Below are 17,924 nucleotides of genomic sequence, written 5' to 3' on the forward strand. Positions count from 1 at the left end.
CGATACCTCACTCTTTCTGATCACCGATAATCTTTTTGAGCACTATTTCCCGCAACTTGGTATGGCATATACCATCCCAACAACCGTCACTAGCCCGGCCGACTTGTGCTAGCCAGAACGCGTCGCATTCGTCGCTGCATTCAAACTCAATCCCGGATTCTTTGTATGCCTGTAAGATCATGGCTGATTTTTCGACGTTTCCTTTCCCGGTTGCGAACTGTTTTAGGGATGCAGGAGGGACGATGATCAATCCATAATCTGGTCCGTAGTGATATCTAAACAACTCGTATTTTATGATTCCTGCCAACTCTGCCAGGTTCAAGAATCCTTTTCCCCGGGATCCAAATGACAAACCTTCGATTATTATTTTTTTAGGCTTTTCATCGGTCATGATGTATCCAGTGATTATTTCGTTCAAGATTTCTGTTATCCGGTAAGGCCCCTTTTCCTTCGTTTTAATATTCTTTGACCGGATATACGGCCTTTGTTCATCGGCCAAACAGAATCCGGGTGATGTTAAGGAAGCGTCGATACCAAGGTAATAACTCATATTGAACACCTCTTTATTCTTTGATCATCTTTGTCTTCAATTGGAGTAACCCATATAGTTTCATTTGTTAGTTCGAATTCGATCTTTGCGTCTGCTTTTGCCAGCGCCATCAGTGTACATTCACAAGTAGCTTCTGCCGCATCCGGCGGATATGCGTTCCCGATATATTCCCGCGCTTTGGAATCACTGCACCCATCCAACTGGAACGGACGGCCATCTGGAAGGAACATCGGGAATGATTGCAACATGCCCAATTCAAATGTTGTTAGTGGCCGGTGCCAAGTACCATCCTCAGAAATGATCATCCAGACTCCGTTTTCTGTTTCGTTAGGGATCCTTGGATCAGCGATAGCCGCGCTGCCTGAATGTAGGTCTGCACTGGTTACGGTGCTGGCCGATTCTTCCCAATGTTGGACTTTATATGAACCTGCCCGGGGTGAACAGTTTAACCGCGGATCTGCTATAGCTGCTACTCCGTTTGAACTACTTACACTTGATGATCCTGTTACGGTCTTTGCTGGCTCATTCCAATCTGCTACACCGAACAGATTGGGTCTTGAGTTATGGTTTATTCTCATATCAGAGATCAAAACAGCTCCACTACCGATCCTGCTGCCGGTTACAACAGGTGCCGACTCATCCCACCCGACAATATGATATTTATTCCCGTAACCTTGAACGTTTTCGAGTCTTGGATCCGCAACCCCGGATATTCCATTACTCCGTCCTGCCCCGGTGCTTCCGGTTATCGTCGGCCCGGGCTCGTCCCATTTCTGTATCCTAAAAGCTCCGCCTCTTGGTTCATATCCTAACCGGGGATCTGCCAGCGATATTGCCCCGTTATTTGGCCGGTGTGATCCGGTGACTGTCGGCGCGGGATTATCAAAAGGTACTACCTGATAAATATTTGCATAACAATCTCTTTGAAGATCCCGCCAGTCCCCGCCAGCGGGGATAAGTGCCAATCTCACCCATGTTTTCCACTGCAGTTTCGGCACCCGGTGCATCCATCCGCAGGCTTTTACATCCCCAGGTAATGGTAGGTGGCCAATAACTTCTCCTATTGATTTCAGTCTCTTCTTCTGTGGCAGATAAATCGGATTTGGGATCTTTTTCTCTTGTCTGGCCATAATTAAGAACCTTACTCTGTTTTGGCCAAGGCCGCCGATCTCACCGAGATTATGCTTTGGGTTCATATCAATCGCGTAACCGTATTTAATGAGCAGATTCCTAATTTGCTTCAAAAGATGTTTACCCCGGCTAGTGATACGCGGGACATTTTCAAAGTGGATAATATCCGGAACGCTGCCGCCGTACAGATCGCAGGCCCGCAATGTCAATTCGATTCCCCGCACTGTCAACTCGTTAAGTGCCTGGTACTTTTCGGATTTTGCAGACTGCTCCGGCAGTAGTCCGGAAAGGCCCTTACATGGTGGGCTTAAGAATACGGTGTTTGGTACCTGATATCCGAAGGCCACCCATAAATCCCAGGGAGTAACTTCCTCCCAGTCTGCCGGTGGTTCTTGTCCGTGAAAGGCGATATACTGTTTCCGGCTAAACAGATCCATTACAACTGCTTTTTTCTCGCCGATAATATTGTCATGATTTAGACAGGCGACTGGATCACAGTCGATAGAAGCCAATAACCTGTATTTATATACTTGGCCGCTATATTCAACCGTTGCACTTAATGCGCCGTAGTCATAGCCACCCAATCCACAGAAAAGGGAAACCAATGTTTTCTCTTTCAATTCGCTACCTCCCATTTTGGAAACTTGCACGTGCAGCATTGTCCCGATCCGTTTCCATCATTCCATCCCGGGCACCCTTCAAAGAATTGATCCGGCTTTCTTGGGCAGCTGACGAATTTCTCTTTGACTTCTGTTCGGCTAATCTCTGTATCATCCGAAAGAATTATGGTTATTTTTGTTCGTATCATTTCACTACCTCCGTATCAAATAAACTCGGTTCTATCTGCTTAATTCTCTGCTCTGCCATTTCAATAAATTCGTTCCTTAGCTCAATTCCGATATATTTTCTCGAAAGTTTTCGAGCTACAACCGCTGTTGTTCCACTACCAAGGAAAGGATCTAGAACAACCCCCCGTTCTGGTGATCCGGCCAATATGCATGGTTCAATAAGTTCAGGAGGAAATACCGCAAAATGCGCTCCTTTAAATGGTTTTGTTGATATCGTCCAGACATCCCTTTTGTTTCTCTTTTCGCGAAATTCATAGGCATTTCCGGATTTAGTTCTATGAAATTCTTTTGGGTGCTCTGAATACTTTTTACCTCCATATCTCGGCGGTACCGCTTTCATTGACCCATTCGACTTCCCAGGCACCCGGTAACTTCCGTCCTGATTTTCAATATCTTGAGACAATCTTTTTATTGTGCTACTTGCCACAGGCTCGGCAATCGCTTCGGCATCATAGTAATAACTTGAGCTTTTACTCATTAGGAAAATGTATTCGTGGCTCTTTGTCGGACGATCTGTTACGCTTTCTGGCATAGGATTCGGTTTTGACCAAATTATGTCACTGCGTAAGTACCATCCGTCTGCCTGAAGAGCAAGGGCCACCCGCCAGGGAATTCCAAGAAGATTTTTAGGCGGAAGTTCCGATAGTAATTTGCACTGTTTATTTGACCAATTTAATGAACCTTGTGTGTCGATCTAATTATCTTGGTTTGGTTTTGATTTTGTAAAAGAATAACTGTCCCCGAGATTAAGCCATAAAGTTCCATCATCCCTTAACACTCTCCTAACTTCCCGAAATACCTCTACCATCTTCGCGATATATTCTTCAGGGGTTGCCTCTAATCCAATCTGGCCTTGTACGCCGTAATCCCGCAACCAAAAGTAAGGAGGCGATGTCACGCAACAATTTACGATACCCGATGGAAGCTTTCGTAATTCAGTTAAGGCGTCACCTTTAAAAATCTCGTTCATTTACACCTCCATATTTGTCTGTTAGATATCCTTTATCGATTCTTTAACCAGCCCTTCAATTACCGGAGCAACAGGCTCTAACATGTTGGCAATTCCTCTTAGAGTATCAATAACTTTTCTTAATTCAGGTTGTTTACGCTCAAGAGTGTAAAGTTGCCGGTACATATTGCTGATATTTATTTCATCCCCTGGATTTACTTTTGCTTTTTGATCATATTTGCTGTAGTAACCTATAAGATTTGCTAATTCATCCTTACTAGCTTCCAAGATAAAGCTATTTTCCGATTGTCCAATTATTTTCATTTCACACCTCCATATTTGCCCTTAAACTTCTTTTTCCCATCTGAGTTTGTTTTGTGTCGGGTGCATATCAACTCTTGGTCTACTCGGACAATTCCATGAATGACCTTTTGTTTCACCTATACAAGTCCATCCGACAGCTCGCATTGTGGCCCCGCTTTCTGATGGCAAAGTATAGGTTATGAGTTTACGGTATCCAAGCGCTTTCGCAACCTTCCAACATGCCCCATAAAGAATTGAATTAGCATTTTTTGTTCCATCTGTGCAAGTCCTTCTAACTTCCAGTGTCCAACCATCCATAAGGTGCCTAGCGATTGGAAGTCCTACGATTGCAACCCCGATTATTTCATCATCTTTTGCAGCACCAACACAGAATTTATATCCTGCTTTTATCGGTTGATGGTGTCTGTGATATCTGCGCACAAATTCATTTGCTTCTTGAAAATCTATTGGAACAATTTTTAACATATCCACCTCGCTCATATTTGCCCTAGAATTTTATTTATACCCTCTCACGTGTATTTCTTCACTTTCGCTATTTACTCTTAACCTGTGACCAATTAGAGGCCCTAGCTGTCAAAATTCTTTAATGGTTTAAAGTGTTAAAGCGTTGTGGGTATGATGGGGTTGGGAATAAGGTTAGGGCTAGTTATTGAATCATCTTTTGCCCTATCTGCCCGATCATGTCTTTTAACCCCTGCGGCAATCTCGCGACCTCTGCGTCTCTTGTTGCCATCGTCTCAAATGCCATCCGGAACTGTCCGCGCAAAACTCCTTCATCCTCATTCGTACAGAATGACTTCCACCCGATACTTTGTACTGCTTTTCTCGTTGCCGGGCTTAAAGAGTCTAATCCTTCTTGCTCCTTGTAGTATCCGTATTTTCTGATCGCCCGTGTCGCTTCTTCCCATGCTTCCGGCGCGCTTAATCTGTTCGGCTGTGAATTACTGACTGCTGCTTCCCGGATTTCAGCGACCGTCGGAAAGAACTTGGCAGTTGCTAAGACTCTCATTAAGGCGGCTTTTGCTACGTCATACGGCATGTCGGATAACATCTGCTGCCAAAGTGCCATTGTCGGCCCCATGTCCTTTTCCTGCATGTTCGGAAAATTAGCAAGGGCCATAGCAACCAATTTACCTATTTCCTCTTTGTTCATGGCTGACCTCCGTTAACATATCGTTTAATACTTTCAAATCCTTTTGGTATGTGTTTTGTCTGTGATCTTGAATTCATCTGCATAAAGAGTGTGTCATATTTTTCTCTTAGCTTACTTGGTGATAAGATATTCGATTTCCAGAAGTTATCTTGTTTCGCCCAGGTCATAACCCCGATTACTTCATCCGGATCCCGTTTATCAATTCTGATTATTTTATCAAAGTCACTCGCCCATTTTTGGACATTTGGCTTTTTGAAGTTTGGATTATTGGCTGTGATAAGAAAGATAAGCTGATTCGTCAAGTTTATTTCAAGGGAGTCATCGGCGAAGATTTTCGACGATGTATTAATAACATTCTTTTCTTTCTTTACATTCTTTACATTCTTATTATTGTTCTCACTCTGTTCTCGCTCCGTTCTCACTCTGTTCTTATGTCGTTCTTGGTTATCTTTTTCAAATCGCTCAAAGCCTTGGTATTCCTCGTAATTTAGTACAGTAAAGAGTGTTCCCAGTCGGGTACTTTCGATTTCGATTCGTTTTTCTTTCGTTAATTCATCAATTAGCTTTTTTACATACGAAATTGAGTACCTTTTTACTGAACGATTTTTCAGATATTCAAGATCATCAATAAGGTTACGGTATGATCGTAAGAACTGACCTCTGCCAACGTGTATTTCCTCAATGTCAATTCCATCCTTAGCAAATACAGCGTTTCCGTAGATGTAAAAAAACAGCCGGAACTTTGCGGGGTGCTTCCATATTTGGTTGTGAAAGATCAATCTATCCGTTTGAAATACCCCTTCTGCCATTTAGGAGATCACTCCTTCAAACCCTCAATACTGATAATGTCATCGTATCTTATTGTTAATTCGCCATCGATATAATCATTGAAGGTAAGAGTTATCTCTTTGTGGCCTATTTCTGCTATTTCAGCATTAATAATGCTCCCGTTGGTTGTTGTAACCTTTACATTGTTGCCCTCATGAAACTCATCGCCACTATCTACAAGGTGAAGTTCAGAAATTAAATAAAAGCTATCCACTCTCTCATCACTCCTTTGATTCAAAAACATTACCAACAACTTCAAACGTCGTATTACTAAAGTCACATAGCCCGGTAAATTCCTGCGCATTACCAAACTTAACGCCGAATCTGTCACCTTTGAACATAACTTCACATGTCTCTGACGCTATGATTTTGCCGGTGTTAAAGTCGTGGATTTCGATGAGTAGGAGATCGCCTTCGTAGATTTCTTTGGCGTATTCGTCTTTTTTGTTGGTGTATTGACCTATAGACTCGGGATATACCTTATGTTGGTGCGCACCGCCTACATTAGTTTGAGTCGTGATATAGCAGTTTCCGCTCTTATCGCAGCGAGTAAAAAATCCATATACCCATTGGTTGATATACAACTCATTTGGTTCCAATCTTTTGCCGCGAAATATAATATCTCTCATACTCTTACTCCTTTTATTCTAATAGCTCTGAATTAGAGTGGATATTGTTATCTTATAGAAAACCGTTTACTACAATAAGGGCATACAACCCCACCTAAATGTACTTTTTGAGTCACTAATTCAAGGTTTTCAAGCCTATTGTCGGACTTAATACCGTTTCTATGATGGACATATTCGTAAGATTCAAGCGGCCTACCTAAATGTTCCGACATTACAAGGCGGTGTTCATGGATATATCCACCGATTTTTGCATTTGCGTGTTCCGGCTTCCAAATTAAAACATACCCTGATCGATCTTTGATTCTACCACCCTTCCACGCCATACTTCTTTTACCCTTATGGGCTTTAATGCTATTCAACCTAGCTTGAATTGAAATTTCGCTTTTTAAAGGCTCAAATCCGCAAGATTTAACAAAGTTTGTCCAATTGCCAAAATTCATACGTATTGGCATATCGCTGGGTGTTTTTGTATCATCTAGCCACTGTCTTTTAGTCGGCTGTTTTCCAATTCTTATTGCTAAATCTTTATATAAACAAATCAGCATTTCTTTAGTAAATATCATTGATGCTCCTTTTTATGAGTACCGGAGCCGTAGCCCCGATACTCCGAATATATCCCCTGTACAGTCAAACTGCTTTTTCGTGTTAGGCAGGGAGGAAAGCCGGGGTGAAAACTAATTAACAGCAACCTACATTTATTCCCATATCGATTAGTAAGGCGTGAATAAAGTAATTACCAAAAGTACTAAACGTATATACGCATTCCTGGTCTTCCTCGGCTAAATCTACCCATACACAATCATTATCTATAACAACTTTATATTTTTCTGGAGTTTCTTGAATTCTTTTCCACCAGTCGTGATCTTCTTGGGTGAAATTATCCATCTCTTATTCCATCCTTTCATTTACCCCATTCTTGGAGTAGTAAATTCTTTTCTTCCTCGGTCATAACGTCAATCCCGAGTGACTTGGCTTCGGATATTACACCGTCCAGCAGTACAGAAAATTCCTTGCTGTCGTATGTCGATGATCCGAAAAAACACATTAGCTGGATTCCTGTCTGACCGTTTACCGTGACTTCGCCCAATTCCCGAACGGTACGCCATTCCTGCTTTACCTTTTCTACGACATGCGGCTTAACAATGATGTGAGTAAACACGCCGTACAGTTCAAGCATTTGTAGATATACTTCGTCTTTTGTGCTGTGTATGACTTCTGCTATTTGTTGCAAAATCGACCACAGGCAGGCATTCGCGTCCAGGCTTCTCTTATGCCGATATTGTTTGATCTCTACCGCAAGGATTTTTCCTTTGGCTATTATCTGTTTTAGTTCTGATATGTCGCATTTTTCTGTTGATAAGACTATTTCCTGTTGGCCTGATTCGGTATATTGGGATCGTATGTTATTGGCTTTGAGGTTCATTCAACCCATCCGTCCAAATCAACATAATTATCGTTTTCTTCAGCTTGTTTTACGATAAATGTTACATCCCTTGCTTCACCATCAATATCTGGTAACTCACTTAATTCCTTAACCATTTTTATTCTTACTTCTGCACCAGCAGACATGATAGATAATTTGTTCATTAACTCATAAACCTTCATCTATTCCCCTTCTTCCTCAATTCGTTTTAAGGCTAAAGCCCTGAGATAATCCTTGTCTAACTTCCCGGCGTGGGCCATGGGGTGATATACCCATTTTGAAAGTCTGACTAAGTTTTCGGATATATCATCCCCGCCGGCCCCTTTTGAATCAATGTGATGAACCTCGCTTGGTATTTCTCCGCATATTTGGCAGCGGTTATATCCGTTATGTCTTATACGGTCTAAAAGTTTGGGGTTTTTGATGCGTTTACGTTTAGAAAGGGACATTGTCATCTAAACTTACCTCGCTTGCATATCCCTCAAATGCGCCGTTATCTCCCTTATCCTTTGGCGATAAAAAGCGTACATTCTCGGCCAATACTTCCGTTACCCATCTTTTTTGTCCGTCCTGCCCGTCAAATGACCGCACCTGAATACGTCCGTCAACTGCTGCCAGTTTGCCTTTAGTGAGATAGTTTGCACATAACTCGGCAAGCTGCCGAAATACTACGCAAGGGATGAAGTCAACTTCTTTTTCGCCCTGGCTGTTCTTATAGTTTCGGTCAACAGCCAGCGTAAACGAAGCAACTGCTACGCCGTTTGGTGTATATCTGAGTTCTGGATCCTTGGTTAAGCGTCCGATTAAAACTACTCTATTTAGCATTTATTTCCCCTCCGCTTGAATTTCGTCGCAGATATCGTTGTAATGCTCGGTTGTTATGTCCTTAGAGTTCTTATATCCGTACCGTGTGAGGATTTCTTTTGCCCTGTCCTCTTTGCCCTTAGAAAGAGCAAATAGGCGTTTCTGTTGTGCATCCGTGATTGTCTTAGGCGTTGCCTTTTTGTCATTGCCGGTTGTATGGTTTCCATCATCGTCATCCTCGGACGCTATTCCAAGTACAGCCGATATTGCATAGCGTCTGGCGTAAGTGATTGCCGATCCTGCTCCCTGCGCTGTGGTTTTATCTGCTTTCAAGACAAGCGGTTCAGTCTCAATCCACTCGCCGCTAGAATGAAGCAACATGGTTGTGACGATGATGTTCGCTCCATCCCCTGACGGGCTTTGTAAGACGCTTAATCCGTTCTTTGTAAGGATTGGTCTAACAAGGTTTAGAACATCGTTTAAAGGGGCATATTTACTCTTAAAGAAAGGATTGTCGGCGGAGTTGGGTGGATTTTTTATTTCCTCCTGAAATTTCGAGAGTGCAGCTGCTAGGTTTTTAATAGATTCTGATTTGTTCATATTTTCACCTTACCCTTAATGATTGGCTTTGCACCAACTCAGCCCCAGGAATGGTTTGTCCGGACTTTAAAAGGTCATAAAGCATGTTCTTGTCCGGTTCCCATTTATCAATATGCTTTTGATAATCCTTCGGCAACACATCAATGTCGATAATGTTTACTGATGCCTTGTTGTTCTGGATAGATATGGTATGCGTAGCAGTTTTTATCTTGTCTATGCCGCATTTTTTGAAGTTATCAAACAGATATTGTTTCAACCTATCTTTGTTGCCTTCCATAGCTTTTTTACGGGCCTGTAATCGCTTAATTTCATATTCGACACCGGATATATCCGTATCCATATCGGCAAGGATATAGGCAATATTTTGTGCCTTTTCCTCAATGGAATCCTTTAAGGTTTCAAGTGCTTTTAATAAGACTTCATCCTGGACTTCATCACTTACAAGATCAGATAAATTCTTGTAACCATCGGTTAATTCATAAAGGTGTATCAAAATTCTTCCTCCTTCAAAAAGTTTTGGCATATCAATCCTTCATTTATTGCTGATAGCTTTTTATCCTCAATAAAATCGTCAATGAAGGTTATCAGATAATCGAAATTATCATGGTCTTTACAAACTTTCCGGTGGATACAACTATTGCACATCATCAGCACCCCACTCATCCGCTAAATCCTTAAACTGCCTTTTCAAATTACGCTTAACTGAATTTCTTGTATCCTTATCCTCTAATTCTTCTATTAGCGTCCCTATTGTGGATAATTTGCCGTAAGTGGTTGGCTCTTCATCGATGATTAAATTCATAGCATCTTGTAACATTCTTTTCCCTCCGTTATAATGAATTTGAATATTTTTCTTTGAGCAGTCTCTATTTAAGAGCTGTTCTTTTTGTTTTATGATTAAGATACTGATCGCCGCAATCGTAACAGGGTTGATTATTCAAGCGCCGAAGCTTCATGACATTTTCATACTCAGATAGGTTTTGCGCTGAATATATGCATGTGTCGCATGGCGTAAGTCTCTTGTGTAATAACCTAGCGTCACATTGCGTCATAATCTTGTCACGCTCCCGTCTCGGTTATAAATTTCGATATACTTCCTTTGGCATCTGATCCGGTCAGCTTCCCTTTTGCCATACCTTTCTTCATCCTTGCCCCATTGATAGAGTCGGCCTACACCGAAAACGAACAGATATGATGCTGTAATTGTTAGAATTAGCATGGCTTGTCCTCCTTTGAGTTAAGAACGATTCCTATTTTCTCCCTGTCCGGAAGAAGTATTTCCATTACTGGGACGCCGCCAATGGTTAAAAAGGCTATCTGCGTATATTCAATATCAGCTGTGAGTTTAGTGTTATAACCCTCTCTGTGAAGTTCGTCAAATAAAGCCTTGGATAATTCGATAATTCTTTCCAAGCCATTCCCTCCTCTGTGTACTTTTTCGCAAACAAAACCTTTCAGTTCGCTTTTCGATGAATTTGACCTGGATTGCGGATAGTTCGACTTTGCCTAGCAGTTCGTCAAGGCTTTTTAGTTTGTGTTTGGACATTGGGGATCACCGCCTTACAATAATGAGGTATACCGCGAGGATAATAACCGCCAATATGGTTGGAATCCATACAGGGCTAAGTACCCATAACCAAGACCAAGTAATTACCTTTGTTAGTTTCAAAACGATAAACACAATAGCCAATAACCCGCAGAATCCTATACCCCCTGAACTTGCTGTTGAATTTGAATTACTCATTCTTCTATCCATCCTTTCTTAACTAAAAAATCCGCCCCATATTAAAATTCCGGTTGTAATTGCTGCGCTAATCACCGCATACCAAGCGTTATTATTTGATCTTGGCTTCCCGTGTTCGGCTATGTTAATGCCGAGGCTCAATGCAATTAAAACAATGTAAATGATTTGTGGCGTTCCCATTTGATTCATCCTTTCTTAACTCGCTTTTTGAAGTAACAGCCTGAACGTTTCCCGGCCTTTTGGCGTGATTAGAGTCTATCTTGTCTCCAACACTCTTCACAACGGCCGCCATCTTCTTGACAAAACGTTTGTCTGAATTCATCTTCCGGGAAATGCTCTAATACACAATGGTCATCCAGGATATCCGTTTCCGATAGGCCGGTTTCTTTTGAAATAATCTCAAGCAATGTCATGATTTCACCTCGCTTTCTTTATTTAAGCCGACTTCCGCTTATCAATAATCTTCCTGATGTAGTCCAATCCGCGCTGATAGACTAAAGTCTTAATGCTAATTTCCGTTTCGCCGCTTGGCTTTTTAAATTTCTGCTCGACTACTCGGAAATATCCCCGGTCGATGTACTCCTGATATGGCTCGTTATTATCTCGAAGTATCCCTTCTTCCCGAAGAATCTTGAATAAGGTGTTCCGGCCTTTGCCGAAGCTGAGAACCTTGGCTGCTTGGCTCATTTCGATTGCGCTTTTGCTGTCGGCTACTGCATCAAAGAAGTCTACCTTTGGTTTCTGCTGCTCAATGACTAATTGGAGATTGTGGATTCGCTTATCTGCTATTTGCAGCGCCCGGGCCATTACTTGTTCAGGTGAATTCCAAGCCCTTTCTACCTGGATGAAGTATTCCCTGAACGCATGGGCCTTTTCGCCACCGGATACCATGCAAAGATGTTTTGCTATGTCTATCGGTACGATAAAATCAACGCTTGGCCGGCCGCCGGTACTTTCCATGAAAATTGAGGTAAAGTCCTTTCCTTCTTCAAGGCTTAATTTCTGAGATTGATACTTAAACCAACTTGTATAATCGCCATTGATTCCCAACTTTTCATGAAGCTCTCTGGTGCTTACTGCTTGTCCTCCTTCATCAGTAATTTCGATTTTGATAAGATCGTTTGACATTTAACCCCTCCTTTGTAGGAATTTCCATTCCCCTGTCGAAAGTCTTTAGGTTACTTTTGACGAGGGGAGGTGTAATAATGACTATATGTCCTTTTTCTTATGCTAGTGATTCTTTAAAGCAGTGCCATCAGGGTTGTGCTTTAAGAATTGGCAATGATTGCTCGTTTAAAATAATCGCCGTGAAACTTAATCAATCTGATAATTCAAAGAAGTAAGTTGTATCATAATTTGCAGGGCCGTCAACGTATCAGGGTTGATGGCTCCTTTTTCATCTAAGCTTTCGTTTGCTTCGTCCAGAAGCTTGCCGATGATCGCTTGCATTTTTTCTTTGTTCATTTCCCTTTTCACCTCCCCCCGTTAGGTTTGACATGCTCGTCCCTCCTTTTTTTTGAATACTTGTCCACTATTTATACGGCTTTCTTTTCGGGAGCCATGGGATCTTCTTCACAATAAAACAAGTAATCCAACGTAAGCCCAGGGAAACAATCATCTCTAATCTTTTTCATTTCACTAATTATCCATGGGTATTTGTCATTGAGCTTGTCCCTAGTGGTTTTAGGTGTCGAATTGATTACTGAAGCAATATCGGCAGGGCTTAATCCTGTTCTGGCCATTTCTGCCGCTAAATTCGGATACCTAATATTTTTCATTCTCACCATCAATCACCCCCTTTTTACTATGTATCGTAATTTAGTTCCATAATATACCGATATATAGTAATAGTCAAGCATATAAAGTGCATATTTTTACGACAATAAGTAAAAAATTTATTGTATTATTTCAAATATCGGTTATAATATTTTTAGTGATAATATGTAAATTTTTGGCATGGAGTGTTAAAAAATGAATATGTTGGAAAAGATCCAGTTAATAATGGATGAAAAAGGTCTATCAAAGGCCGATGTTTCAAAAGGCGCTGACGTACCATACACTACTTTTGATAGCATGTTTAAAAAAGGATTTGAAAAAACAAAACTTCCTACAATGAAGAAGTTGGCTAATTTTTTTGATGTATCTATGGAGTATTTAATCAATGATGATATTACTGATAAAAACTATGGGAAAATGTTTAATAACTTTACTGTTTCAGCTATTGAAATACAACTAATTACTTTATGGCGAAAGCTACCAAGAGATGAGCAAATGAAGATATTAGGAAGAATAGAATCAAAGGCAGAAGATTATATGAATGGGAATTTAATGTCAGGAGATGAGTAATTTTTCATGGGAAAACAACGTAACCCAAAAGGTGCAGGGAGCTACAAAAAACGAAAAGACGGACGATATTCATGGACACAAAAAAAGGATGGAAAAGCGCGTCCGCCTATTTATGCAAAGTCTTTAGGTGCGCTAAAAAAGAAGGTTGACAAAGTTGCTGATCTTCCTATTACCAATTCAAACAAATTAACCGTAGATGCATGGTTCGCTAATTGGATTGAAGTCTATGTTAAGCCATTAAAAAGAGGTGGAACTCCAAGCTGGACTGAAGATATGTATAAAAATGCAAGCCCGATTATTGGGTATATGAAATTGCCTAATGTAATTCCAGCGGACATTCAAAGAGTTGTCGCAAAAATGAACACTAAGATACTTAAGCCGGCAGTATTAGATGATAATGGTAAAATTATTAAGCCAGCTAAGACGGGATATTCATCAAAGACAATGGAAGAGACGGTCGGAGTTTTGCGTCGAGGTTTTGAGCAAGCCAAGGAAAACGGTTTGATTGCTACAAACCCAGTAACTAAAAAAATAGAAATTCCTCAAAAACAAAAAAAGACAAGAAAGGTCTTGTCAGCTAAAGAGTTGCATGATTTATTCGAAGAAATGAAAAATAGTCGTTGGATATGGGCTATGAAACTTTTACTTGTCACCGGTATTAGGCGTGGTGAGTTACTTGCGCTGCGTAGCTCGGATATAGAAATTGAACATCACAGAATTGTTATCGATGAATCTAATGGATTAACTGGTGTTGGAGACACGAAAAATGCTAAAGTTCATTATGTTCCTTTGTCTAAGAAGGCAATGGAATACTTAGTAGAACAAAGAAAGATGCTGGAAAGAGAATTTAACCCAATTCTCTTTGATGAAGAATTAAAAAAGACTGATCTTCTATTTCCTGGGCAAGACGGAACAGTAATATTACCTAATTCATTTACAAAAATAGTCAAACGCGCTGCGTTAAAAGCTGGTATAAATGCGACTCCTCATTGTTTCCGTCATACATTTGTTTACCTTAACCGGAAAGCACTGTCATTAAAGGATCTACAATATATTTTAGGCCACGATGAAAGCACCACAACTTTGGATATATATGGAGACATAATCGATGATTCATCTGAAGATACTGCAAATGTGATTGATAATATTTTTGATAAGATGGAAGAAAAATTACAAACCATTGCCGAAGAAAAAAATAAAACTAATGGCAAGAGTAATGTAATACAATTCAGGAAAAGAGCTTAATTATTAAATAGAGGGTCAATAGAGGGTCAAAATGAAAAATAAAAAGGACTTCCAATTGCGGAAGTCCTTTATTTTCCTAGGTTGTATTTAGCTTATACTTTGGTGGGCCCACTTGGGATCGAACCAAGGACCAACCGGTTATGAGCCGGCCGCTCTACCGCTGAGCTATAGGCCCAATATAAATGGCTCCCCGAGCTGGACTCGAACCAGCAACCTACCGGTTAACAGCCGGTTGCTCCACCATTGAGCTATCGAGGAAAGCCTGCGACGTTTATTATAATGAAAATTTAAGTCACGGTCAAGCACTTAGGGCCATTTTTTTATTTTTTTTCTTAAACCAGATCCAAGGATGAACTATGCTTACGTCTAATCCAGATAATCCTTCAGCTTTTTACTGCGGCTGGGATGGCGGAGTTTGCGTAATGCTTTGGCTTCGATCTGCCGGATCCTCTCTCTGGTAACACCGAATTCCTGTCCGACCTCTTCCAAGGTTCGGGTACGGCCGTCGTCTAATCCGAAGCGCAGCCGAAGGACTTTTTCTTCTCTCGGCGTCAGTGTTTCCAGGACCTCTTCCAGTTGCTCTTTGAGCAGGATAAAGGAAGCGGCCTCTGACGGTGCCGGTGCATCATCGTCCGGAATAAAGTCCCCAAGATGTGAATCTTCTTCTTCACCAATGGGGGTTTCCAGCGATACCGGTTCCTGGGCGATCTTTAAAATCTCCCGGACACGTTCTTCCGGTATATCCATCACTTTTGCTGTCTCTTCCGGGGTTGGGTCCCGGCCGAGCTCCTGCAGCAGCTGTCGGTTGACGCGGACGAGTTTATTAATGGTTTCTACCATATGAACCGGTATACGAATCGTTCTGGCCTGATCGGCAATCGCGCGCGTAATCGCCTGACGGATCCACCAGGTGGCATAGGTACTGAATTTAAATCCTTTGCGGTAATCAAATTTTTCAACGGCTTTGATCAAACCCAGGTTGCCTTCCTGGATCAGATCAAGGAAGAGCATACCGCGGCCAACATAACGCTTGGCAATACTGACAACAAGGCGCAGGTTCGCTTCAGCGAGACGCCGTTTGGCCATTTCATCCCCGGCCTCCATTTTGAGAGCCAGCTCGATTTCGTCATCCGCAGTCAAGAGCGGTACGCGGCCGATTTCTTTCAAATACATCCTGACTGGGTCATCAATACCGACCCCCTCAGGGATCGATAGATCAATATCTGTCTCATTAGCGATCTCATCGGCCAAGTCCTTCGTCTCTTTATCGATGACCACCTCAACATTGTCGTCGACAACATCAATACCGAGGCCGTTTAACTGATCATAGATTTCCTCGATCTGGTCTTCGGATAAATCAACTTTTTGCAAAGCGTTGGCGATCTCATCATAAGTTAGGTTTCCTTTGCTTTTCCCTAACTCGATCAGACCTGAGACATTTTCTTTTTTCATTTCATCAACCGTCACGGAATTCTCCCCTTCCAGCGGATAATTCGCAACAAAATTCAGTGAATCATTTTTCGCCACGTTTCAACCGCTCTCCTATCTCCTGGAGCAAGGCAAGCGCCCCAGTCATATCCCCTGATTTCTCCAATAAAATCATGCGGGCCTGCAAATCTTCGATCGTTTCTTTCGTCTTGGTCTCCTTAATCAAAGCAATGCAGTCCTTAAGGAGCGTATCGGTCTTATCAAAATCAATGATTAATTCGTATAGTTCGGCAAGACGTTTCTGAACCTTCTCATACCAGCTGTCATTATCAATGACGTTTAAACTGTTCTCCGGAAAATTCTCGAAGATATATTTATGTTCCGGCAACCGCCAAAAGTCTTCTCCCAGCTGTTCAGCTGCCGGCTTTTTATAAGTCGGGTCCTCAAGGATAATCCTGAGGATAATTTGTTCTGCCCGGAAAACTCCTAAAGGGACATAGGATTCCAAGGCATTGTCAATATCTTTCCCTTCTATAGTATTTCTTTTTTTTACAGTATTATCCTTTTGATGCGAAAAATTTTCAGGATAACCGTGATTTTCTCTGTAATTCTTATCTAAGCTTCCGATTTCTCGTTGTACTGCCTCAAGCGTCAGCCCAAGTTCCAAGCTTAAATACCTCTCATAGCCTTCCCTTTCAGCTATGCTGGGTATTTTTATAATATCGGGAGCGAGTTTCCGGATAAGCTCTGCTTTATCCGGTATGGTCCGCGGCGGGTCGTCTCGGACCAGTAATTTATATTTAAACTCGATAAATGTGATGGTTTTTTCGAGTTTATTGCGAAATTGATTAATGGTATACTTTTTTAAATATTCATCCGGGTCTTTGGCATCATCATAGTCAAGGACTTCAATCTTAAAATGCTCATCCAGAAGGATCTCTCCGGCTCGGAGTGCCGCTTGAATACCGGCTTCGTCGGAATCATACCCGATGACGACTTTACTGGTATATCGTTTTAATAATTTGGCCTGATCTTTGGTGAGTGCCGTACCCAGTGAGGCAACAGCGTTGGTAAATCCTGCTTTTTGGACAGCAATAGTATCCATATAGCCTTCAACAAGCAACGCATACCCTGCCTCCCTGATACCTCGAGACGCTGTTTGGATCCCGTAGAGATTGCGTCCTTTATGAAAAAACTTTGTTTCCGGCGAATTGAGATATTTTGGAGTAGAATCATCCAGTACCCTGCCGCCAAAAGCAATGGGTGAACTTTTAATATCCAGAATGGTATAAATGACGCGATTACGGAACCTGTCATAGAAACTAAGGGCATCATCGCTGCCCGTTCGTTGGACCGCCAATCCGAGCTCAGCCATTTCTTCGGGTGTGACACCCTTAGCAATGAGCTCTTTAAGTAAGCCGTCCCACCTGTCCGGAGCATAACCGAGACGAAAGTCTTTGATGGTCTCCGGATCAATGCCTCTGCTTTGAAAGTAGGTAAGTCCCGGGCGCCCTTCGGGCCTGTTCAATAAGACGTCCTGAAAATAACACGCGGCCCATTCATGAATTTCCCGCCAGCGGCTGCGCTGGGCTTCATTCATTTTTTCCTGGGGTGTCAGCTCGCGCTCCGGTAATTCCATCCCGACGCGATGAGCCACCTTGCGTAAGGCTTCCACGAAGGTAAGGCTTTCTTTTTTCATCAGGAAGGAAAAAACATTCCCGCCGGCGTGACATCCGAAACAGTAGTACATCTGCCGTTCGGGATTGACATTGAAACTTGGCGTCTTTTCAGAATGAAACGGACAAATCCCTTGATAGTTTTTGCCCGAACGTTTTAATATGACATGTTCTGAAATGACTTCAACAATATCCGCTTGTCGGCGTACTTCTTCAATGAAATCCTCGGATATCTTGTGATCCACA

29 protein-coding genes, 2 tRNA genes and 1 pseudogene are annotated in these 17,924 nt (G+C 41.9%); 2 read left to right on the plus strand and 30 right to left on the minus strand.

Features of this window, described 5'->3' with window-relative positions; genetic code table 11:
- Positions 1–7: 7 nt before the first annotated feature.
- The 26 genes and pseudogenes from LPY66_RS18415 to LPY66_RS18540 all read right to left on the minus strand — a co-directional run bounded on the left by LPY66_RS18415 (position 8) and on the right by LPY66_RS18540 (position 12,770).
- Positions 8–550 (minus strand): Holliday junction endonuclease, encoded by a 543-nt coding sequence (locus LPY66_RS18415; protein WP_337985703.1) that lies wholly within the window; start codon positions 548–550, stop codon positions 8–10.
- Positions 547–2,301 carry a DNA cytosine methyltransferase gene (locus LPY66_RS18420; RefSeq protein WP_337985704.1) on the minus strand — a complete coding sequence of 585 codons (1,755 nt, stop codon included), beginning with the start codon at positions 2,299–2,301 and terminating at the stop codon, positions 547–549. The genes LPY66_RS18415 and LPY66_RS18420 overlap by 4 nt, the downstream gene beginning before the upstream one ends.
- The gene (locus LPY66_RS18425) at positions 2,298–2,489 is read right to left on the minus strand and encodes a hypothetical protein (protein ID WP_337985705.1); all 192 of its coding nucleotides are present in this window, start codon (positions 2,487–2,489) and stop codon (positions 2,298–2,300) included. Before LPY66_RS18425 ends, LPY66_RS18420 begins: the two co-directional genes overlap by 4 nt.
- Positions 2,486–3,499: pseudogene (locus tag LPY66_RS18430) on the minus strand (DNA-methyltransferase). Before LPY66_RS18430 ends, LPY66_RS18425 begins: the two are co-directional and overlap by 4 nt.
- Before the next feature lie 21 nt (positions 3,500–3,520).
- Positions 3,521–3,802: a hypothetical protein gene (locus LPY66_RS18435; protein WP_337985706.1), complete on the minus strand. Its 282-nt coding sequence runs from the start codon at positions 3,800–3,802 to the stop codon at positions 3,521–3,523.
- A 21-nt stretch (positions 3,803–3,823) separates the two neighbouring features.
- Positions 3,824–4,282 (minus strand): XF1762 family protein, encoded by a 459-nt coding sequence (locus tag LPY66_RS18440; RefSeq protein WP_337985707.1) that lies wholly within the window; start codon positions 4,280–4,282, stop codon positions 3,824–3,826.
- Between the two features lie 166 nt (positions 4,283–4,448).
- The gene (locus tag LPY66_RS18445; protein WP_337985708.1) at positions 4,449–4,955 is read right to left on the minus strand and encodes a replicative helicase loader/inhibitor; all 507 of its coding nucleotides are present in this window, start codon (positions 4,953–4,955) and stop codon (positions 4,449–4,451) included.
- On the minus strand, positions 4,952–5,764 hold the full coding sequence (locus LPY66_RS18450; protein WP_337985709.1) for a hypothetical protein: 813 nt from the start codon (positions 5,762–5,764) through the stop codon (positions 4,952–4,954). The genes LPY66_RS18445 and LPY66_RS18450 overlap by 4 nt, the downstream gene beginning before the upstream one ends.
- A gap of 8 nt (positions 5,765–5,772) precedes the next feature.
- Positions 5,773–5,997, minus strand: coding sequence for a hypothetical protein (locus LPY66_RS18455; RefSeq protein WP_337985710.1), 225 nt, complete (start codon positions 5,995–5,997; stop codon positions 5,773–5,775).
- 7 nt (positions 5,998–6,004) lie between these two features.
- Positions 6,005–6,412 carry a YopX family protein gene (locus LPY66_RS18460; RefSeq protein WP_337985711.1) on the minus strand — a complete coding sequence of 136 codons (408 nt, stop codon included), beginning with the start codon at positions 6,410–6,412 and terminating at the stop codon, positions 6,005–6,007.
- Positions 6,413–6,459: 47 nt separating this feature from the next.
- Positions 6,460–6,975, minus strand: a complete 516-nt coding sequence (locus LPY66_RS18465) for an HNH endonuclease (RefSeq protein ID WP_337985712.1) — start codon at positions 6,973–6,975, stop codon at positions 6,460–6,462.
- A gap of 115 nt (positions 6,976–7,090) precedes the next feature.
- Positions 7,091–7,297, minus strand: a complete 207-nt coding sequence (locus tag LPY66_RS18470; protein WP_337985713.1) for a hypothetical protein — start codon at positions 7,295–7,297, stop codon at positions 7,091–7,093.
- 16 nt (positions 7,298–7,313) lie between these two features.
- Entirely contained in the window at positions 7,314–7,835 is a 522-nt protein-coding gene (locus LPY66_RS18475) for a hypothetical protein (protein ID WP_337985714.1), read from the minus strand.
- Positions 7,832–8,017, minus strand: coding sequence for a hypothetical protein (locus tag LPY66_RS18480; protein ID WP_337985715.1), 186 nt, complete (start codon positions 8,015–8,017; stop codon positions 7,832–7,834). The genes LPY66_RS18475 and LPY66_RS18480 overlap by 4 nt, the downstream gene beginning before the upstream one ends.
- The gene (locus LPY66_RS18485) at positions 8,018–8,290 is read right to left on the minus strand and encodes an HNH endonuclease signature motif containing protein (RefSeq protein ID WP_337985716.1); all 273 of its coding nucleotides are present in this window, start codon (positions 8,288–8,290) and stop codon (positions 8,018–8,020) included.
- Positions 8,271–8,660, minus strand: coding sequence for a single-stranded DNA-binding protein (locus LPY66_RS18490; protein WP_337985717.1), 390 nt, complete (start codon positions 8,658–8,660; stop codon positions 8,271–8,273). Before LPY66_RS18490 ends, LPY66_RS18485 begins: the two co-directional genes overlap by 20 nt.
- Positions 8,661–9,239: an ERF family protein gene (locus LPY66_RS18495; protein WP_337985718.1), complete on the minus strand. Its 579-nt coding sequence runs from the start codon at positions 9,237–9,239 to the stop codon at positions 8,661–8,663.
- Positions 9,240–9,243: 4 nt separating this feature from the next.
- Positions 9,244–9,732 carry a siphovirus Gp157 family protein gene (locus tag LPY66_RS18500; protein WP_337985719.1) on the minus strand — a complete coding sequence of 163 codons (489 nt, stop codon included), beginning with the start codon at positions 9,730–9,732 and terminating at the stop codon, positions 9,244–9,246.
- Positions 9,733–9,873: 141 nt separating this feature from the next.
- On the minus strand, positions 9,874–10,056 hold the full coding sequence (locus LPY66_RS18505) for a hypothetical protein (RefSeq protein WP_337985720.1): 183 nt from the start codon (positions 10,054–10,056) through the stop codon (positions 9,874–9,876).
- A 231-nt stretch (positions 10,057–10,287) separates the two neighbouring features.
- Complete coding sequence (locus tag LPY66_RS18510; RefSeq protein ID WP_337985721.1) at positions 10,288–10,458, minus strand: hypothetical protein; 171 nt, start codon at positions 10,456–10,458, stop codon at positions 10,288–10,290.
- The gene (locus LPY66_RS18515; protein WP_337985722.1) at positions 10,452–10,652 is read right to left on the minus strand and encodes a hypothetical protein; all 201 of its coding nucleotides are present in this window, start codon (positions 10,650–10,652) and stop codon (positions 10,452–10,454) included. The genes LPY66_RS18510 and LPY66_RS18515 overlap by 7 nt, the downstream gene beginning before the upstream one ends.
- 349 nt (positions 10,653–11,001) lie before the next feature.
- Positions 11,002–11,172 carry a hypothetical protein gene (locus LPY66_RS18520; protein ID WP_337985723.1) on the minus strand — a complete coding sequence of 57 codons (171 nt, stop codon included), beginning with the start codon at positions 11,170–11,172 and terminating at the stop codon, positions 11,002–11,004.
- A 59-nt stretch (positions 11,173–11,231) separates the two neighbouring features.
- The gene (locus LPY66_RS18525) at positions 11,232–11,396 is read right to left on the minus strand and encodes a hypothetical protein (protein WP_337985724.1); all 165 of its coding nucleotides are present in this window, start codon (positions 11,394–11,396) and stop codon (positions 11,232–11,234) included.
- 22 nt (positions 11,397–11,418) lie between these two features.
- On the minus strand, positions 11,419–12,111 hold the full coding sequence (locus LPY66_RS18530) for a phage antirepressor KilAC domain-containing protein (RefSeq protein WP_337985725.1): 693 nt from the start codon (positions 12,109–12,111) through the stop codon (positions 11,419–11,421).
- 186 nt (positions 12,112–12,297) lie between these two features.
- Positions 12,298–12,447: a hypothetical protein gene (locus LPY66_RS18535; protein ID WP_337985726.1), complete on the minus strand. Its 150-nt coding sequence runs from the start codon at positions 12,445–12,447 to the stop codon at positions 12,298–12,300.
- Between the two features lie 71 nt (positions 12,448–12,518).
- Positions 12,519–12,770: a hypothetical protein gene (locus LPY66_RS18540; protein ID WP_337985727.1), complete on the minus strand. Its 252-nt coding sequence runs from the start codon at positions 12,768–12,770 to the stop codon at positions 12,519–12,521.
- Between the two features lie 184 nt (positions 12,771–12,954).
- Between LPY66_RS18540 and LPY66_RS18545 the strand changes: the two genes are divergently transcribed.
- Together LPY66_RS18545 and LPY66_RS18550 are read left to right on the plus strand one after the other, a co-directional pair.
- Positions 12,955–13,329 carry a helix-turn-helix domain-containing protein gene (locus LPY66_RS18545; protein ID WP_337985728.1) on the plus strand — a complete coding sequence of 125 codons (375 nt, stop codon included), beginning with the start codon at positions 12,955–12,957 and terminating at the stop codon, positions 13,327–13,329.
- A gap of 6 nt (positions 13,330–13,335) precedes the next feature.
- Complete coding sequence (locus LPY66_RS18550; RefSeq protein ID WP_337985729.1) at positions 13,336–14,574, plus strand: tyrosine-type recombinase/integrase; 1,239 nt, start codon at positions 13,336–13,338, stop codon at positions 14,572–14,574.
- Positions 14,575–14,674: 100 nt separating this feature from the next.
- Here LPY66_RS18550 and LPY66_RS18555 read toward each other — a convergent pair.
- From LPY66_RS18555 to dnaG, 4 genes are all read right to left on the minus strand, one after another.
- Positions 14,675–14,749 (minus strand) — tRNA-Ile (locus LPY66_RS18555).
- Positions 14,750–14,757: 8 nt separating this feature from the next.
- Positions 14,758–14,832: transfer RNA gene (locus LPY66_RS18560), tRNA-Asn, on the minus strand.
- A gap of 108 nt (positions 14,833–14,940) precedes the next feature.
- Positions 14,941–16,026, minus strand: coding sequence for an RNA polymerase sigma factor RpoD (rpoD, locus tag LPY66_RS18565; protein ID WP_443112500.1), 1,086 nt, complete (start codon positions 16,024–16,026; stop codon positions 14,941–14,943).
- A 61-nt stretch (positions 16,027–16,087) separates the two neighbouring features.
- Positions 16,088–17,923: a DNA primase gene (dnaG, locus tag LPY66_RS18570; protein ID WP_337985731.1), complete on the minus strand. Its 1,836-nt coding sequence runs from the start codon at positions 17,921–17,923 to the stop codon at positions 16,088–16,090.
- Between the last annotated feature and the right edge of the window lies 1 nt (position 17,924).

Source organism: Dehalobacter sp. DCM (genome assembly GCF_024972775.1).
In the GTDB taxonomy this organism is placed as follows: domain Bacteria; phylum Bacillota; class Desulfitobacteriia; order Desulfitobacteriales; family Syntrophobotulaceae; genus Dehalobacter.

What these genes read in the sequence shown, in the direction of transcription:
- LPY66_RS18415 (WP_337985703.1), bottom strand. Translation starts at nt 550, where the DNA reads ATGAGTTATTACCTTGGTATCGACGCTTCCTTAACATCACCCGGATTC.
- LPY66_RS18425 (WP_337985705.1), bottom strand. Translation starts at nt 2,489, where the DNA reads ATGATACGAACAAAAATAACCATAATTCTTTCGGATGATACAGAGATT.
- LPY66_RS18435 (WP_337985706.1), bottom strand. Translation starts at nt 3,802, where the DNA reads ATGAAAATAATTGGACAATCGGAAAATAGCTTTATCTTGGAAGCTAGT.
- LPY66_RS18440 (WP_337985707.1), bottom strand. Translation starts at nt 4,282, where the DNA reads ATGAGCGAGGTGGATATGTTAAAAATTGTTCCAATAGATTTTCAAGAA.
- LPY66_RS18445 (WP_337985708.1), bottom strand. Translation starts at nt 4,955, where the DNA reads ATGAACAAAGAGGAAATAGGTAAATTGGTTGCTATGGCCCTTGCTAAT.
- LPY66_RS18450 (WP_337985709.1), bottom strand. Translation starts at nt 5,764, where the DNA reads ATGGCAGAAGGGGTATTTCAAACGGATAGATTGATCTTTCACAACCAA.
- LPY66_RS18460 (WP_337985711.1), bottom strand. Translation starts at nt 6,412, where the DNA reads ATGAGAGATATTATATTTCGCGGCAAAAGATTGGAACCAAATGAGTTG.
- LPY66_RS18465 (WP_337985712.1), bottom strand. Translation starts at nt 6,975, where the DNA reads ATGATATTTACTAAAGAAATGCTGATTTGTTTATATAAAGATTTAGCA.
- LPY66_RS18470 (WP_337985713.1), bottom strand. Translation starts at nt 7,297, where the DNA reads ATGGATAATTTCACCCAAGAAGATCACGACTGGTGGAAAAGAATTCAA.
- LPY66_RS18475 (WP_337985714.1), bottom strand. Translation starts at nt 7,835, where the DNA reads ATGAACCTCAAAGCCAATAACATACGATCCCAATATACCGAATCAGGC.
- LPY66_RS18480 (WP_337985715.1), bottom strand. Translation starts at nt 8,017, where the DNA reads ATGAAGGTTTATGAGTTAATGAACAAATTATCTATCATGTCTGCTGGT.
- LPY66_RS18485 (WP_337985716.1), bottom strand. Translation starts at nt 8,290, where the DNA reads ATGACAATGTCCCTTTCTAAACGTAAACGCATCAAAAACCCCAAACTT.
- LPY66_RS18490 (WP_337985717.1), bottom strand. Translation starts at nt 8,660, where the DNA reads ATGCTAAATAGAGTAGTTTTAATCGGACGCTTAACCAAGGATCCAGAA.
- LPY66_RS18495 (WP_337985718.1), bottom strand. Translation starts at nt 9,239, where the DNA reads ATGAACAAATCAGAATCTATTAAAAACCTAGCAGCTGCACTCTCGAAA.
- LPY66_RS18505 (WP_337985720.1), bottom strand. Translation starts at nt 10,056, where the DNA reads ATGTTACAAGATGCTATGAATTTAATCATCGATGAAGAGCCAACCACT.
- LPY66_RS18510 (WP_337985721.1), bottom strand. Translation starts at nt 10,458, where the DNA reads ATGCTAATTCTAACAATTACAGCATCATATCTGTTCGTTTTCGGTGTA.
- LPY66_RS18520 (WP_337985723.1), bottom strand. Translation starts at nt 11,172, where the DNA reads ATGAATCAAATGGGAACGCCACAAATCATTTACATTGTTTTAATTGCA.
- LPY66_RS18525 (WP_337985724.1), bottom strand. Translation starts at nt 11,396, where the DNA reads ATGACATTGCTTGAGATTATTTCAAAAGAAACCGGCCTATCGGAAACG.
- LPY66_RS18530 (WP_337985725.1), bottom strand. Translation starts at nt 12,111, where the DNA reads ATGTCAAACGATCTTATCAAAATCGAAATTACTGATGAAGGAGGACAA.
- LPY66_RS18535 (WP_337985726.1), bottom strand. Translation starts at nt 12,447, where the DNA reads ATGAACAAAGAAAAAATGCAAGCGATCATCGGCAAGCTTCTGGACGAA.
- LPY66_RS18540 (WP_337985727.1), bottom strand. Translation starts at nt 12,770, where the DNA reads ATGGTGAGAATGAAAAATATTAGGTATCCGAATTTAGCGGCAGAAATG.
- LPY66_RS18545 (WP_337985728.1), top strand. Translation starts at nt 12,955, where the DNA reads ATGAATATGTTGGAAAAGATCCAGTTAATAATGGATGAAAAAGGTCTA.
- LPY66_RS18550 (WP_337985729.1), top strand. Translation starts at nt 13,336, where the DNA reads ATGGGAAAACAACGTAACCCAAAAGGTGCAGGGAGCTACAAAAAACGA.
- rpoD (WP_443112500.1), bottom strand. Translation starts at nt 16,026, where the DNA reads ATGAAAAAAGAAAATGTCTCAGGTCTGATCGAGTTAGGGAAAAGCAAA.